This window comes from Mesorhizobium sp. M0808 (genome assembly GCF_040320025.1).
Taxonomy (GTDB): Bacteria; Pseudomonadota; Alphaproteobacteria; order Rhizobiales; family Rhizobiaceae; genus Mesorhizobium.
Map to the genome: position 1 here is coordinate 297803 of NZ_JAMYOX010000002.1, position 16001 is coordinate 313803.

15 protein-coding genes are annotated in these 16001 nt (G+C 65.2%); 10 read left to right on the forward strand and 5 right to left on the reverse strand.

All coding sequences use genetic code 11. The annotated features are described in order from the left end of the window. Positions 1-102: 102 nt before the first annotated feature. The gene (locus NKI25_RS04440; RefSeq protein WP_352826817.1) at positions 103-1179 is read left to right on the forward strand and encodes an NAD(P)/FAD-dependent oxidoreductase; all 1077 of its coding nucleotides are present in this window, start codon (positions 103-105) and stop codon (positions 1177-1179) included. Here NKI25_RS04440 and NKI25_RS04445 read toward each other — a convergent pair. Both NKI25_RS04445 and NKI25_RS04450 read right to left on the reverse strand, forming a co-directional pair. Next, positions 1173-2543: an amidase gene (locus tag NKI25_RS04445; RefSeq protein ID WP_352826819.1), complete on the reverse strand. Its 1371-nt coding sequence runs from the start codon at positions 2541-2543 to the stop codon at positions 1173-1175. The genes NKI25_RS04440 and NKI25_RS04445 overlap by 7 nt on opposite strands. 171 nt (positions 2544-2714) lie before the next feature. Further along, positions 2715-2930 carry a DUF6356 family protein gene (locus tag NKI25_RS04450; RefSeq protein WP_352469961.1) on the reverse strand — a complete coding sequence of 72 codons (216 nt, stop codon included), beginning with the start codon at positions 2928-2930 and terminating at the stop codon, positions 2715-2717. 115 nt (positions 2931-3045) lie between these two features. Here NKI25_RS04450 and NKI25_RS04455 point away from each other — a divergent pair, with 115 nt between their 5' ends. The 3 genes from NKI25_RS04455 to NKI25_RS04465 all read left to right on the forward strand — a co-directional run bounded on the left by NKI25_RS04455 (position 3046) and on the right by NKI25_RS04465 (position 4742). Next, positions 3046-3516, forward strand: coding sequence for an Lrp/AsnC family transcriptional regulator (locus tag NKI25_RS04455; RefSeq protein ID WP_023676368.1), 471 nt, complete (start codon positions 3046-3048; stop codon positions 3514-3516). 84 nt (positions 3517-3600) lie between these two features. Further along, on the forward strand, positions 3601-4086 hold the full coding sequence (dut, locus tag NKI25_RS04460; RefSeq protein ID WP_023717930.1) for a dUTP diphosphatase: 486 nt from the start codon (positions 3601-3603) through the stop codon (positions 4084-4086). Then, on the forward strand, positions 4086-4742 hold the full coding sequence (locus NKI25_RS04465) for an HAD family hydrolase (protein ID WP_352570216.1): 657 nt from the start codon (positions 4086-4088) through the stop codon (positions 4740-4742). Before dut ends, NKI25_RS04465 begins: the two co-directional genes overlap by 1 nt. Before the next feature lie 33 nt (positions 4743-4775). On the opposite strand, the gene NKI25_RS04470 is transcribed toward NKI25_RS04465, so the two are convergent. Further along, positions 4776-5360, reverse strand: a complete 585-nt coding sequence (locus NKI25_RS04470) for a TetR/AcrR family transcriptional regulator (RefSeq protein WP_352698242.1) — start codon at positions 5358-5360, stop codon at positions 4776-4778. Between the two features lie 82 nt (positions 5361-5442). Between NKI25_RS04470 and NKI25_RS04475 the strand changes: the two genes are divergently transcribed. From NKI25_RS04475 to NKI25_RS04490, 4 genes are all read left to right on the forward strand, one after another. Next, entirely contained in the window at positions 5443-5853 is a 411-nt protein-coding gene (locus tag NKI25_RS04475) for an SRPBCC family protein (RefSeq protein WP_352570218.1), read from the forward strand. A 77-nt stretch (positions 5854-5930) separates the two neighbouring features. Beyond that, on the forward strand, positions 5931-6788 hold the full coding sequence (locus tag NKI25_RS04480) for a hypothetical protein (RefSeq protein WP_352698240.1): 858 nt from the start codon (positions 5931-5933) through the stop codon (positions 6786-6788). Between the two features lie 77 nt (positions 6789-6865). Then, positions 6866-7669 carry an isocitrate lyase/PEP mutase family protein gene (locus NKI25_RS04485; RefSeq protein WP_023676373.1) on the forward strand — a complete coding sequence of 268 codons (804 nt, stop codon included), beginning with the start codon at positions 6866-6868 and terminating at the stop codon, positions 7667-7669. A gap of 14 nt (positions 7670-7683) precedes the next feature. Next, positions 7684-8682: a proline racemase family protein gene (locus NKI25_RS04490; protein WP_352698239.1), complete on the forward strand. Its 999-nt coding sequence runs from the start codon at positions 7684-7686 to the stop codon at positions 8680-8682. On the opposite strand, the gene NKI25_RS04495 is transcribed toward NKI25_RS04490, so the two are convergent. Beyond that, on the reverse strand, positions 8613-9374 hold the full coding sequence (locus NKI25_RS04495) for a sulfate transporter family protein (protein ID WP_352826823.1): 762 nt from the start codon (positions 9372-9374) through the stop codon (positions 8613-8615). The genes NKI25_RS04490 and NKI25_RS04495 overlap by 70 nt on opposite strands. 215 nt (positions 9375-9589) lie before the next feature. Between NKI25_RS04495 and NKI25_RS04500 the strand changes: the two genes are divergently transcribed. Continuing rightward, on the forward strand, positions 9590-10582 hold the full coding sequence (locus NKI25_RS04500; RefSeq protein WP_352826824.1) for an adenosine kinase: 993 nt from the start codon (positions 9590-9592) through the stop codon (positions 10580-10582). 183 nt (positions 10583-10765) lie between these two features. On the opposite strand, the gene NKI25_RS04505 is transcribed toward NKI25_RS04500, so the two are convergent. Beyond that, positions 10766-13045 (reverse strand): NADP-dependent malic enzyme, encoded by a 2280-nt coding sequence (locus tag NKI25_RS04505; protein ID WP_352826825.1) that lies wholly within the window; start codon positions 13043-13045, stop codon positions 10766-10768. A gap of 203 nt (positions 13046-13248) precedes the next feature. On the opposite strand from NKI25_RS04505, the gene mutS reads away from it, so the two are divergent. After that, positions 13249-15939, forward strand: a complete 2691-nt coding sequence (gene mutS / locus NKI25_RS04510; protein WP_352826944.1) for a DNA mismatch repair protein MutS — start codon at positions 13249-13251, stop codon at positions 15937-15939. Positions 15940-16001: the final 62 nt, after the last annotated feature.

Genomic DNA, 16001 nt, shown 5'->3' on the forward strand with positions numbered 1-16001 from the left:
ACGTACGTATTAAAGTCAAGAAGCATATTTTATACCGCGCGCTCTTGGCAGAACCCACGGGCAATGGCATCGCAGTGGTGGCGTTGGAACGAGGAGTGAAGCATGACAGCGGCGAAACAAGTCATCGTCATCGGCGCCGGCATCATCGGCGCCTCCATCGCCTGGCACCTGACCAGGGCCGGAGCAAAGGTGACGGTCATTGCCGACAGCGGCGCCGGCGGCGTCGCGACACCGAATTCCTTTGCCTGGATCAATGCCAGCTGGGGCAATCCGGAGGTCTATTTCCGCCTACGCATTCGGTCGATGGCCGAATGGACGCGGCTGGCGAACGAGGTGCCCGGCATCCCGTTGCAGTGGTGCGGTGGCTTGTGCTGGGACCTGCCACGTCCCGAACTTGAGGCCTATGCGGCCGAGCACTCCGCATGGGGCTACGGCATCGAGCGTGTCGACCGTGCCGGAGCGGCGCGTATCGAGCCCAATCTGGCCGAACTTCCCGATTTCGCCCTTTATGTCGCCGAGGAAGGTGTCGCCGAGCCGGTCGCCGCCACGCAAGCACTGCTGGCCGACGCCGAACGGCGCGGCGCGCGAATTGTAGCCGGGACGACCGTCACCGCTCTGGTGCAAGCCAACGGCAGGATTGCCGGCGTCGATACATCCGGCGGGCGGATTGCTGCCGACGAGGTGGTGATCGCGGCCGGAGCCGGCTCTCCGGCACTAGCGGCAATAGCCGGGATAGAACTGCCGATCGAGACGCCACCCGGCCTGATCGTGCATTCGCGCCCCTACGAAAAGCTGCTCAACGGCCTGGTGATCGGCGACCGCCTGCATATGCGCCAGACGGCGGAAGGCCGCATCATCGCGGGCTCGGATTTCGGCGGCGCCGATCCCGGCATGGATGCCGCGGCCACCGCCGGCGACCTGTTTGCGGCGATGAAGGCGATGCTACGCGGCGCGGATGAGCTGGAACTCGATTTCCACACCATTGGCTACCGGCCGACGCCGGTCGATGGCTTTCCGATCATTGGCCGCGCCGAAGGCACGAGCGGCGTCTACGTCGCGGTCATGCATTCCGGCATCACGCTGGCACCGGCCGTCGGCCTGTTCGCCGCCCGCGAAATCCTCGACGGCGAGCGCGATCCGCTGCTTGATCCCTACGGGCTGGCGCGGTTTACTCAATAACCGGGCGGGCGGCGAAAGCCGCCGGCCAGCGGGTCGATTGCCCTGGCGATCCCGAGCAGGCGCGACTCCGACCAGCGTTTGCCAACAATCTGTAGTCCGATGGGCAGGCCATTGCTGTCCTGTCCGCAGGGCAGCGACAGTGCGGGGTGGCCGCTGTAATTGAACACCGCGCCATAGGCCGGCAGCATCCAGTAGCTTTGCTTCTCGCCGTCGACCTCGATCGACGTTCCCGGCTCGCAATGCGGGAAGGCGGTGGCCATGGCGACCGGGCACAGCAAGGCGTCGCAGCCGTCGAAGAACCGTTCCCACGCCAGGATGGAGCGGTCGCGGCGGGCGAGCGCCTCGAACCAGCGCGAGACCGGCGTCGGCTTCTCCGGTGGTTCGGGCTGCGCCGCCTCCAGCATCATGCCGATCAGCGCACCGCCTTGCTCCAGGTCGTCGTGCAGGTCGAGCTTCGGCAATTCGGCCTCGACGATGGCGCCCGCAGCCTGAAGCTCTTTTGCCAGGCTTTCGACCGCCGCGCTGATCTCGCCGGCCACCGGAAAGCCCGGAAAGGACGGCGCGACGGCAATCCGCAAATTTCTGAGATCCAGCTCCGGCATGGTTTCGACCGGTACCGGCGCAAGGTCGGTATCGCTTCCATCCGGCCCGGCAATGAGGCCGTAGATCAGTGCCAGGTCCTCGACGCTGCGCGCCATCGGTCCGAGGCAGGAGATCAGCCTCACGCTGCGCGGCGCCCCGCCTGGATCGGGGAAGGCGCCGGCGAGCGAGACGCGGTGCTCGGTCGGCTTGAGGCCGTAGACGCCGCAAAAGGCGGCGGGCAGCCGGATCGAATCCTGCATGTCGGTGCCGACCTCGAACGGCGTCATTCCGGTGCCGAGCGCCGCCGCCGCACCGCCACTGGAGCCGCCGGCGGTGCGCTGGAGATTCCAGGGATTGCCGGTGCGGCCAAACAGCGGATTGCTCGACTGCCAGTCACCGAGCATTGTCGCCACGTTCGTCTTGCCCACCAGTATGCCCCCTGCCGCCTTCAGCCGGGCAACGACCGGACTGTCTGCCCTCGGGGCATAGTCGGCGAAAGCCGGGAAGCCGACGGTGGTTCTCATGCCCGCTGTTTCGTGCGTGTCCTTCAGTGTGAACGGCACGCCATGCAGCGGCCCAAGGGCCTCGCCGCGCGCCTGGGCTTCGTCGGCCTTGCCAGCGCGTTGCCGCGCACCGTCCCGATCGAGGGTTACGACTGCGTTGACCGCCTCATTGTGCCTGTCAATCTGCGCCAGATGCTCGTCCAGCACCTCTATTGCGGAAACCGTACGGTCGCGGATGGCCGCGGCCAGATTGGTGGTCGAGGAAAAGACGATATCCATGGTGAATGCTCCGGGCTATCGCGCCGCGCTCCTCAAAATGGCGGATTGGCGCGTGGATGCAAGCCTGGCTCGACATTTCGACGATGGCGGCGCTTGATCGGGATTGCGCTGCGGGGCCCGTTGAGGGGCGGCCCTGTCCAGCGGCCTCGCCGCGCTCGGCGCCTCTACGGCCTACCGTCCCCTGTTGTGCGTCCGCTCATAGAGCTCACGGATGATGCCGCTTGCCGTGGTCTCGAACAGAAACGGCAAGAAAGCATGAACGAGCGCGGCAAACGCCGCCATGAACAATCGCGACGAGAACCATGCGGCGAAAGCCATATGGCCGAAATAGCTCTCGCCGACCGCGGCCGGGTGAGAGGTGAAAAGTCTTGCGAGCCGTGCCGTCATGTCGATCCCTCCTGCCGGCATGAAGAGCCGGCGATGAGTATACTGGCATGGGTGTTCGGTTCATCGGTCTCAAATTGTCCTTGTGAAAGGCTGAATTTTGGGACAAACATCCCACATGGCGCCGGAAATCGACGAAATAGACCGGAGATTGCTGGCCGAGCTGCAACGCGACGGCACGCTGTCCGTCGACCAGCTCTCGGCAAGAATATCGCTGTCGCGCAATGCCTGCTGGCGCCGGGTGAAGCGGCTGGAGGAAGACGGCGTCATCACCGGCCGGGTGGCGCTGGTCGACGCCGACAAGCTTGGGCTCGGCCTTTCGGTGTTCATCCTGATCCGCACCTCGAACCACGATCCCGACTGGCTGCAAAGATTCCGAGCGGCGGTGACCGGCTTTGCCGAGATCACCGGCGCCTACCGCATGTCCGGCGATCTCGACTATGTCCTGCGCGCCCGCGTTGCCGATGTGAAGGCCTATGACCGGCTCTACCAGCGGCTGATCGCCAAGGTGGCGCTGTCGGACGTTTCGGCCTCCTTCGTCATGGAGGAGATCAAGGAGACCACGGTCGTTCCGATGGAACTGCGCTGAAGCGGAACTGTGCTGAAAGAAAGCCGTTGATAGCATTGCCGCCGAGTTGACTGAACCGGCGTTCGCGACGATAGGATCAGCCTCATGCGCGCAGCACTTTATCCCACCTCCGTCATCGGTCCGGCTGTCGGCTTCGTCAGGCTGCCGCATGGCGAGGGCTTGCCGCTTCCGGCCTATGAAAGCTCGGGCGCCGCCGGCATGGACCTGCGCGCCGCCGTCCCGGACGACAGGCCGCTTTTGATCCTGCCGGGAAAGCGTGCGCTGGTGCCGACCGGGCTGGTCCTGGAAATTCCGGAGGGCGTCGAAGGCCAGGTCCGGCCGCGTTCGGGCCTCGCCTTCAAGCACGGGCTCACCTGCCTCAACACGCCGGGCACCATCGACAGCGACTATCGCGGCGAGGTCAAGGTGCTGCTGATCAATCTCGGCGACGAGGATTTCGCGGTGACGCGCGGCATGCGGATCGCCCAGATCGTCTTCGCCCCGGTGACGCAGGCGACCGTCGAGGAGCGCACATTGGCTGGCGGCACAACGCGCGGCTCGGGCGGCTTCGGATCGACCGGCACGGCCTGATGAAAATACCCAAGCTCGTCATCTTCGATTGCGACGGGGTTCTGGTCGACACCGAGAACCTGGCCAATCGGCGCCTCGCCGAATGGCTGACCGCGGCCGGCTTTCCGGCCAGCTTCGAATATTGCCGCAAGAATTTCTCCGGCCGCAGCATGGTCTCGGTGCAGAAGGAAGTCGAGGCGACCGGCGTCAGCCTCGGCGCCGATTTCGTCGAGCGCTGGAACGCCGGCCTGCCGGACCTGTTCGCGCATGGCGTCGAGGCCATCCCCAACGTTCGCGAGTTCATCGAAACCGTGCACGCCGCCGGCATCGCCACCTGTGTCGCCTCGTCGGCACGGGTGTCCAAAATGCACATCACGCTCGGCCAGACCGGGCTGCTGCCGCTTTTCGAGCATGCGCTGTTCAGCTCGACCATGGTCTCGCGTGGCAAGCCGTTCCCCGACCTCTTCCTGCATGCGGCAGCGACGATGGGCTTCGCGCCCGCCGACTGCATCGTCATCGAGGACAGCGTCGCCGGCACGGCAGCCGGCATCGCCGCCGGCATGCGCGTCTATTCCTACCACGGCGACCCGCTTTCCGACCGCGATGGACTGATCGAAGCCGGAGGCATCCTGTTCGACGACATGCGTAAACTGGCCGGGCTGGTGCCGATCCACTGATCGCCTTTGCGCAGGCTGCATGCGCGCCAGATCTCAGACCGGGCGCGGCGCCCCAAGTACTCGGTCGACCGTGTCGCGTATGAGAGTGCGCAGATTGGCCGGCCTGTCGAGATGACTGACGACAAGCAGGCCGTCGGCCGCCACTGTTAGCGCGTCCGCGGTGCGGTCCGGATCGGGATTTGCGTCAGCGATCAGCAGATCCCTGAGGATGCCCCACTTCCAGTGACGATGCTTATCGATTGCCTCGCGAACCGGGCTCCTCGGGTCGGGGTATTCGGCCGCGGCATTTTGGAACGGGCAGCCGCGGTAGCCCGGCTGATCCGCCGCATCGGCAATGAGATCGAATACGGCAAGGATCATCAGGCGAGGTGGCCGCCGGCCAAGGCTCGCGATTGCCGCCCGTCCTCCCTTGCTGATCTCCTCGATATAGGCGCGGACGAGGTCGTCCTTGGCCGCGAAGTGATGATAGAACGTCGCCTTCGCAACGCCGGCCTCGGCGATGATGCGGTCGATGCCGACTGCACGGACCCCCTCCAGAGAAAACAGCGCGGTCGCCGTTTCGAGGATGCGGCGGCGCGCAAGACTTTCGGGACGATCGTTGATTCGGGCTGCGGACATGCCTTGACCGTATAGCAGACAGGTCTGTATACATCCATATGTAGACAGACAGGTCTACCTGTTAACGAAGGGAAGGCGAAACATGGCTTCGATAGTCAGGGAAATCATCGTAGATGCTTCACCGGAAAGCGTATGGGCGACGGTGGGCGACTTCGCCGGCGGCGCCCAACGGATAGCCCCAGGCGTTTTCGTCGATTGCCGGGTGGATGAGGGCGACGTACGGGTCCTTACTTTCGCCGACGGCAAGATCGTGCGAGAGCGGCTCATCGCCCGCGACGAGCAGGGCCGGCGGATCGTGTGGGGATGGCTCGGCGACGAGGTCACTCACGATAACACCTCCATGCAGGTCTTTGCCGAGGGCGAGGGCCGGAGCCGCCTGGTCTGGATTCACGATACTCTGCCCGACGAACTCGGCACGTGGCTCGCAGCCGCCATGGATCAGCTGGTGCCGGTTTTCCAGCAGACCCTGGCGAGCCAAGCCAAACCAACATAGTGAGGCAACGCCAAGTGTTTCCTCTTGGCCGCAAAATGCTATAGCTTGCGCGCGCCCGACATAACGAGCGCGCGCGCATGACCTTCTCCCTGCTTCGTTTCATCGTTGCTTGCCTGCTGCTGCCCTGTCTTTGGACGACGGCCAGCGCGGAGGCCGTCAGCTTCCCGGAGCTCGGCAGCGCTGTCCCCGGCCACGGCGATGTCACCTATCTCGATCTCGCCAGGATGGTCATTCCCGATCTGGCCGCGGACAAGGCCGGCTTTTTCCGGGGTTCGATGCCGATCGAGATGCGCCACATCGCTGGACCGGACTACGACGGCTCGCCGCCGGCGACGTCGGGTCTTTCCAGCGCCGACGTGCTCGACATCAAGGCCGGCGGCAAGGACCGGCTGGCGATGCTGCTCGACCTCGGCGACTCGCCTGACAGCGCCGAGGGTTATGCAGTGCTGGCACTCTACGACATCACCGGCAAGCCGGCCTTGCTCGACGCGGTCAATGTTGCCGTCGACCGCAGCACCTACTTTCGCGATCCGGGCAAGCTGTCGATCGGGCCCGGCGATGACGTCATCATCACCACGAGCACGCATTTCAATTCGAGCCAGGGCTATGTGATCGCGCCGCTGGTCATGGTCCGCAACGACAGGTTCGAGCTGATCGACATGATCTATACGTTCGACGAAAACCTCTGCACCAACCGAAGGACGCAGAATGCGGCCTTCCAGGCGATTGCCGACGGCCAGCCCTATGCAGCCATCAAGGTTACGGTGACCGACGCGACAGTGCCGGGCGATGAAAGCTGCGACGGCCAGCCGCCGCCAGAGGCGTCTTCGCGCGACATTTCCGTCACCTATCATTGGGACAAAAACGCTTCGCGTTACGTCAAGGATTCCGATGCGCTGGACCGATTGGCAGGAGAGAACGCCAAACGCTTCTGAGCCAACCGCATTTGTTTGCCCGGCGCGTTCCGCCGGGCTAGAATTTGCCTCACATTCTGCACTGGAGGGGAGCATCCATGGACAAGGGCAAGATTTTTCGCGACCTGCATACATCGATCTTCGTTATGGCCAATTCATGGGACGTCGGCACGACCAAGCTCTTGGCCTCGTTCGGCTTCAAGGCGCTGGCCACGACCAGCGCCGGCTTTGCCTTTTCGCGCGGCCTGCCGGACGGCGCGGTGACGTTCGAGGCGATGATCCATCATTGCCGTGAAGTGTCAGCGGCGACCGGGCTGCCGGTTTCGGCGGACCTCGAAAAGGGCAAGGGCGACAGCGCGACAAGTGCCGGCGAGACCATCTTCGCCGCCGAGGCGGCTGGCCTCGCCGGCTGCTCGATCGAGGACCATACCGGCGAGCCCGCCAAGCCGATCTATGATTTTTCGCATGCCGTCGATCGCGTCGCGGCGGCGGCGGAAGCGGCACGGGCACTGAAACGCGATTTCGTCTTCACCGCGCGGGCCGAGAATTTCCTGTGGGGCAAGCCCGATCTCGACGACACGATCAAGCGGCTGCAGGCCTTCGAGAAAGCCGGTGCCGACGTGCTCTATGCACCGGGCCTGGGCGACATCGAGATGGTGCGAACCGTCTGCTCGGCGCTGACCAAGCCCGTGAACGTCATGGCTAGGCCCGGCTTCACCATCGCCGATCTTGCCATGGCTGGGGTAAAGCGCATCTCGCTCGGCCCATGGCTGACCAATTTTGCTTTCGGCATGCTGGAGACCGCGGCGCGCGAGATCCAGCAGGATGGCACCTTCGGCTTCACCCGCGCCGCCATGCCGTTCGGCAAGCTGCAGGCGCTGTTTGCCAAATCTTCCGCCTAGGCGGGGCCCGGCGAATGACGCTCACCGTCGTCGACATGCACACCGGCGGCGAGCCGCTGCGGATCGTCACCGGCGGCTACCCCGACATTCCCAAGGGCACGATCCTCGAAAAGCGTGCCTATGTGCGCGACCATCTCGATCATCTCAGAAAGATCCTGATGTTCGAGCCGCGCGGCCATTACGACATGTATGGCGCGCTGCTGGTGGAGCCCGACCTGCCGGGCGCCGACCTCGCGGTGCTGTTCATGCACAATGAGGGCTATTCGACGATGTGCGGCCACGCCATCGTCGCGCTCGGCCGCTACGCCGTCGACGAGCGGCTGGTGGCGCCACGCGAGCCGATGACGACCGTCAATATCGAGGCGCCATGCGGGCTGATTTCGGCTGCGGTCGAGGTAAGGGACGGCAAGGCCGGCGCGGTGTCCTTCGAAAGCGTGCCGGCGTTTCTGTTCGCCGGCAACCAGCGGATCGAGCTGCCGGGCTATGGTCCGGTCGGCTTCGACATCGCCTATGGCGGCGCCTTCTATGCACTGGCCGACTGCCGCCAGTTCGGGCTGGAATTCGGCCAGAACCGGGTGCGCGATTTCGTCGATGCAGCGACCGCGCTGACCAATAAGCTCAAGGCCGAATTGCCGCTGTCGCATCCCGACCATGCCGATCTCGCCTTTCTCTACGGCACCATCCTGACCGACGGACAGGATGCGTTCTCCGATACGCCGACCAAAAACATCTGCGTTTTCGCCGAGGCGGAGGTCGACCGTTCGCCGACCGGCTCCGGCGTCACCGCGCGGCTGGCGGCCATGCACGCCAAGGGCCAAATCGAGATTGGCCGGACGCGGCTGTTCGAGAGCATCGCCGGCTCGCGCTTTTCCGGCGCCGTCGTACGCACGGCCACAGCCGGGCCGCATGACGCCATCATCGCCCGCGTCGGCGGCCGCGCCTATTACTCAGGGCGGGCCGAATTCATCGTCGAGGACGACGACGAACTGGGCAGGGGTTTTCTGCTGAGATAGCTCCCCTCCCGTGCCGAGATCGCCTTGTGCAGGTGCACTATCATGACGGCGGCGAACAGCGGCGTCAGAAGATTGAGTAGCGGCACGGCGAGGAAAGCGGCGACCACCAGCCCGGCCAGGAACACGGTGATGGAGTGCTTTCTGCGCAGCGCCTTGGCCTCGGCCTCCGGGCGAAAGCGCATGGCGGCGAATTCGAAGAACTCGCGTCCGAGCAGATACCCATTGACGATGAAGAAAGCGGCGATGTTCACGCCCGGCACCAAGAGCAGCAGCAGGGCGACGATGTTGCCGAGGATAACGACGCCGAAAAATCGGATCGCCAGCACCAGCGAGCGCAACGCCGGCACGGCGCGGCCGGGCGGGTCGTTTGGATAATCCGTGCGCTCGACCACTTCGGCGACGTCGTCGAGGAACAGGCCGGCGATGATCGCCGTCACCGGCGCGATGAGCAGCGCCAAGCCCAGCGCAAGGCCGATGCCGGCGACGACGGCGCCCAGCCATCCGGCCCAGGAGGGTAGGGCGGGGAGCCATGCATCGATCCACGGCCAGGCCAGCCATTCGAACAAGCTCTTGATCCCGAACCAAAGCGCCGCCAGCGCCAGCAAGGTCAGCCCCAGCGTCTTCAGGAACACAGAACGGAATTCGGGCGAGAACAGCCGGCTCAAGGCGGCACGGGCGGCGTCGAGGATCACGGCGTTTCCAATTCCATGTCAAACGAGGCCCATGGGCGATATTTCGGGATAGGCGGAGACAGGTCGCGAGACAAGCGCAAACCGCGCGATACGAAGCATCTGCGTTCTGCCCGGATTTATAACTCGCGGCCTAGGCAAAGCCGCATCAAACCGCTAGACCCGCCCGCGCCCGGCGTGGCAGAAAGCCGGTGGGTTTTTGGCGGAGACATGAATTGATGCCGGACTATGACGTGCTTTGTATCGGGAATGCCATCGTCGACATCATCGCCCAGTGCGACGAGGCGTTCCTGGAGACGAACGGCATCATCAAGGGCGCGATGAATTTGATCGACACGAGGCGCGCCGAACTGCTCTACAGCCGCATGGGCCCGGCCATTGAAGCCTCGGGCGGCAGCGCCGGCAACACGGCGGCGGGCGTTGCCAGCTTCGGCGGCCGCGCCGCCTTCTTCGGCAAGGTCTCGAACGACGCGCTCGGCGAAATCTACGCGCACGACATCCATGCCCAGGGCGTCGCCTTCGACACCAGGCCGCTCAGCGGCGAGCCACCGACGGCGCGCTCGATGATCTTCGTCACGCCGGACGGCGAGCGCTCGATGAACACCTATCTCGGCGCCTGCGTCGAACTCGGCCCGGAGGACGTCGAGGCCGACAAGGCGTCGGGCGCCGCCGTCACTTATTTCGAGGGCTATCTGTGGGACCCGCCGCGCGCCAAGGAGGCGATCCGGCAGACGGCGAAGCTCGCCCATACCGCCGGGCGCGAAGTGTCGATGACATTGTCGGACTCGTTCTGCGTCGACCGCTACCGCGACGAGTTCCTCGATCTCATGCGCTCCGGCACCGTCGACATCGTCTTTGCCAACAGCCACGAGATCAAGTCGCTCTACCAGACCGCGTCATTTGACGAAGCGCTGGCGCGGATCCGCAAGGACTGCAAGATCGCCGCCGTCACCCGCTCGGAAAAGGGCTCGGTGATCGTGCGCGGCGACGAGACCGTGACCATCAATGCGACCAGGATCCGCGAGCTGGTCGACACCACCGGCGCCGGCGACCTCTACGCCGCCGGCTTCCTCTATGGCTACACGCAAGGCCGCAGCCTGAAGCAGTGCGGCGATCTCGGCTCGCTGGCGGCCGGGCTGGTCATCCAGCAGATAGGCCCAAGGCCACGGCAGAATTTGCGCAGAGAGGCCGAGCAGGCCGGGCTGCTGTAGCGGCATCTCTTCCTTCTCCCCCTGTGGGAGAAGGTGGATCGGCGCGCAGCGCCGAGACGGTTGAGGGGTGCTGGACGGAGTGCTGCCGGTGCCAAGCTGGAGCACCCCTCATCCGACCGAGCTTCGCTCGGCCACCTTCTCCCACAGGGGGAGAAGGAAAGAGGTGCTGCCGCTACGCGCTCCTCAAGCCCCCGCGCTATACGCCGCAATCGCACCCATGTTGACGATGTCTGAATCCTTGGCGTTGAGCGAGACAATCTGAACCGGCTTGTTCAGGCCGACCAGCAGCGGGCCGATGACGGTCGAGCCGCCGAGCTCCTGCAGCATCTTGGTCGAGATCGAGGCCGAGTGGAAGGCCGGCATGATCAGCACATTGGCGGGGCCGGTCAGCCTGATGAACGGATACTGCGTCATGGCGCGGGCGTTGAGCGCCACGTCGGCGGCCATTTCGCCGTCATACTCGAAATCGACGCGGCGCTTGTCGAGGATGCGCACCGCTTCCTGGACGCGCTCGGAGCGCTCGCCCTGCGGATGGCCGAAGGTCGAATAGGCGAGCATGGCGAGCCTCGGCTCGTAGCCCATGCGGCGGGCGAAGCCGGCGGCTTCCTCGGCGATGTCGGCGATCTCGACGGCATCCGGCATGTCGTGCACCGCGGTGTCGGCAACGAGGACGGTGCGACCGCGCGCGAGCACGATCGACACGCCGATGACGCAATGGCCGGGCCTTGCGTCGATGACGCGGCGGATGTCATCGAGCGCCGTCGAATAGTTACGGGTAACGCCGGTGACGATGCCGTCGGCATCGCCCAGCGCCACCATGCAGGCGGCGAAATGGTTGCGGTCGTTGTTGATCAGCCGCTGGCAGTCGCGGAACAGAAAGCCTTTGCGCTGCATGCGCTCGTAGAGATAGTCGGTGTAGACCGAGTTGCGCCGCGACAGCCGCGCATTGATGATCTCGATGCCTTGCTTGCCGAGATCGATGCCGGCATTCCTGGCGTTTTCCTTGATGATGTCGTCGCGGCCGAGCAGGATGGCGGTGCCGAGCCGCTGGTTCACATAGGAGACGGCGGCGCGCATCACCTGCTCCTCCTCGCCCTCGGCAAAGACGATGCGCTTGGGCTGGCGGCGGACGCGGTCGTAGATGCGCTGCAGCGTCGAGGCGATCGGGTCGCGGCGGGCGGAAAGCTCCTGCGCGTAGCGGTCGAGATCGAGGATCGGCTTGCGCGCGACGCCGGAGTCCATCGCCGCTTTGGCCACCGCAATCGGAATGGCCGAGATCAGGCGCGGGTCGAACGGCACCGGGATGATGTAGTTGGGGCCGAATTTCGGCCGCATGCCCTGGTAGGCGGCGGCGACGTCGTCGGGCACGTCCTGGCGCGCCAGTTCGGCGAGCGCTTTGGCCGCGGCGATCTTCATGTCGTCGTTGATGGTGGTCGCCCGCACATCGAGCGCGCCGCGGAAGATGTAGGGGAAGCCAAGCACGTTGTTGACCTGGTTGGGATAGTCGGACCGTCCCGTCGCCATGATGGCGTCGGTGCGGATCTCGGCGACCTCCTCAGGCGTGATCTCGGGGTCGGGATTGGCCATGGCGAAGATGATCGGGTTCTTGGCCATGGACTGCACCATCCTGGTGGTCAGCGTGCCCTTGGCCGAGAGGCCGAGGAACACGTCGGCGCCGTCCAGCGCCTCGGCCAGCGAGCGCGCGCCGGTTTTCACGGCATGCGCCGATTTCCACTGGTTCATGCCTTCGGTGCGGCCCTGGAAGACGACGCCCTTGGTGTCGCACAGGATGATATTTTCTGGCGCAAAGCCCATCGCCTTCATCAATTCGATGCAGGCGATGCCGGCAGCACCGGCGCCGTTGCAGACCATTTTCGTGGTCTTCATGTCGCGGCCGGTGATTTCCAGCGCGTTGATCAGGCCGGCGGCCGAGATGATGGCGGTGCCGTGCTGGTCGTCATGGAAGACCGGGATGTCCATCAGCTCGCGCAGCCGCTGCTCGATGATGAAGCACTCCGGCGCCTTGATGTCCTCGAGGTTGATGCCGCCGAAGGAGGGGCCGAGAAAGCGCACGCAGTTGATGAATTCGTCGGCATCCTCGGTATCGACCTCGAGGTCGATGGAATCGACATCGGCGAAGCGCTTGAACAGCACCGCCTTGCCTTCCATCACCGGCTTCGAGGCCAGCGCGCCGAGATTGCCGAGGCCGAGGATAGCGGTGCCGTTGGAGATGACGGCGACCATGTTGCCGCGAACCGTGTAGTCGAAGGCGCGGCTCGGGTCCTCGGCGATGGCCAGAACCGGAACCGCGACGCCCGGCGAATAGGCAAGGCTGAGATCGCGCTGCGTCGCCATCGGTTTTGTGGCGACGATCTCCAGCTTGCCCGGACGGCCCATGGCGTGGAATTCCAACGCCTCCTGGGCGCTGACGGAGGGCCCGTTGCTTTCGGTTTTCTTGGCCATGGTACTTTTGGTTTCCTCGCCCGTACCGCACCGCTTGAGATGGGTGCGCATGCTTTCTTTTGTGGAAGGTTCGGGATTAAGGCTACACTTCGCCGCTGTAAACCGCCAAGCATGGCTTGCAAAATTTTGGAAGCAGCTTCTTGAACGACGAGACGCCCATTCGAAGCGACAACGCCACGCCGGCCTTCGCGCCGGCGACGCCGATGATGGAGCAGTATATCGAGATCAAGGCGGCGAACCCGGATTCGCTGCTGTTCTACCGCATGGGCGATTTCTACGAACTGTTCTTCGACGATGCCGAGAAGGCAAGCCGGGCGCTCGGCATCGTGCTGACCAAGCGCGGCAGGCACCAGGGGCTCGACATCCCGATGTGCGGCGTACCGGTGCATGCCGCCGACGATTATCTGCAGAAGCTGATCGGCCAGGGGTTCCGCGTCGCTGTCTGCGAGCAGATCGAGGATCCGGCGGAGGCGAAGAAGCGCGGCGGCAAATCGGTGGTGCGCCGCGACGTGGTGCGGCTGGTAACGCCCGGCACCATCACCGAAGACAAATTGCTGGCGCCGTCGGAATCGAGTTTTCTGATGGCGCTCGGACGGGTCAAGGGCGGCAGCAGCGATACAAGAGGCGGGGAGCGCGGAAGCGCGACAGGGAACCAAGGAAGTTTCGCCCTAGCCTGGATCGAGATCTCGACCGGTGTCTTCCGCGTCGCCGAGACAACCGCCGACCGGCTGCTCGCCGATGTCTTCCGCGTCGATCCGCGCGAGCTGATCGTCGCCGAACCGGTGTTTTACGACCCGGAGCTGAAACCGGTGTTCGACGTGCTCGGCCGCGTCGCCAGCCCGCAGCCGCCGTCGCTGTTCGATTCGGCTTCGGCCGCCGGCCGCATCGCCCGCTTTTTCGAGGTGGCAACGCCGGATAGTTTCGGCACGTTTTCGCGCGCCGAACTGTCGGCGATCTCAGGCGTCATCGCCTATGTCGAGAAGACGCAGAAGGCCGAGCGGCCGCCGCTGTCGCGGCCGCAGCGCGAGGAGCAGGGTTCGACGCTGTTCATCGACCCGGCGACGCGCGCCAATCTGGAGCTGCTGCGCACGCTGTCCGGCAGCCGCGACGGGTCGCTGTTCAAGGCGATCGACCGCACGGTGACCGGCGGCGGCGCAAGGCTGCTCGCCGACCGCTTGATGGCGCCGCTGACCGACCCGGCGGCCATCGCCGCAAGGCTGGACTCGGTGTCGTTCTTCCGCTCCGAAACGCGCCTCTGCCAGGCGGTGCGGGCAAGCCTGAAGAGCGTCGCCGACATGCCGCGGGCACTGTCCAGGCTGGCGCTCAACCGCGGCGGTCCGCGCGACCTCGGCGCGCTGCGCGCCGGTTTCGAAGCGGCCGGCGCCATCGCCGAACTGTTCGGCCAAACCGCCTTGCCGGGCGAACTGGCCGCGGCGTTGGGAGCTATCAAGGCACTGCCCAGTGAACTGGCGACGCATCTGGCACAGGCGCTCAGCGACGAGCTGCCGTTGCTCAGGCGCGACGGCGGCTTCGTCCGCGGCGGCTACCACGCCGAACTCGACGAGATGCGGGCACTGCGCGACGAGTCGCGAAAGGTGATCGCCGGGCTGGAGCGTTCGCTGATCGACGAGACCGGCATCCGCTCGCTGAAGATCAGGCACAACAATGTGCTGGGCTATTATATCGAAGTCACCGCTAACCACCATGCGCTGATGACCGGCAGCGACGGCGCCAAGGCGCGCTTCATCCATCGCCAGACCATGGCCAACGCCATGCGCTTCACCACCACGGAACTCGCCGAACTGGAAACCAAGATCGCCAACGCCGCCGACCGGGCGCTGGCGATCGAGCTTGCCGCTTTCGAGGCGCTGACGGCGGAAGTGGTCGGCCAGGCCGACACGATCCGTGCCGGCGCCGAAGCGCTCGCTGTGCTCGACGTTTCGGCCGCACTTGCCTTGCTTTCCGAGAGCGAGGCCTGGTGCCGGCCGCTGGTCGATGCGAGCCTTGCCTTCGAGATTTCGGGTGGACGTCATCCGGTGGTCGAACAGGCGCTGCGGCGTTCCGGCGAAGGCCCGTTCGTCGCCAATGATTGCGATCTGTCGCCGCAAGGCGATGCCAAGGCCGGCGCGATCTGGCTGCTGACCGGCCCCAATATGGGCGGCAAATCGACCTTCCTCAGGCAAAACGCGCTGATCGCCATCCTCGCCCAGACCGGCTCCTTCGTGCCGGCGGCATCAGCCCATATCGGCGTCGTCGACCGGCTGTTTTCGCGGGTCGGCGCCTCCGACGATCTGGCGCGCGGCCGCTCCACCTTCATGGTCGAGATGGTCGAGACGGCGGCGATCCTCAACCAGGCAGGCGAACGCGCACTGGTCATCCTCGACGAGATCGGCCGCGGCACCGCCACTTTCGACGGCCTGTCGATTGCCTGGGCGGCGGTCGAATATTTGCACGAGAAAAACCGCTGCCGGGCGATCTTCGCCACGCATTTCCACGAGATGACGGCGCTGGCCGGAAAATTGCCGCGGCTCTCCAACGTCACCATGCGGGTCAAGGAATGGGAGGGCGACGTGGTCTTCCTGCACGAGGTCGGCAAGGGTGCGGCCGACCGTTCCTACGGCGTCCAAGTAGCGCGGCTGGCCGGCCTGCCAGAGGCCGTCGTCTGCCGGGCCAAGGAAGTGCTGCACCAGCTTGAAGCAGGCGAGGTCTCGGGCAAGGCCAACCGTCTGGTCGACGACCTGCCGCTGTTTTCCGTGGCAGCGAAGCGGGAGGCGTCGAAGCCGGTGAAGAGTGATGGGCTGGGTTTGGCGCTAGCGGAGATCAATCCCGACGAGATGACGCCAAGGGAAGCGCTGGAGGCGCTGTACCGGCTGAAGGGGATGGCTGGGAAGTAGTGCTCGTCCGATAGCGCTCTACGGCACCCCCCTCTGTCCTGCCGGACAGAGGGGGTGTGACG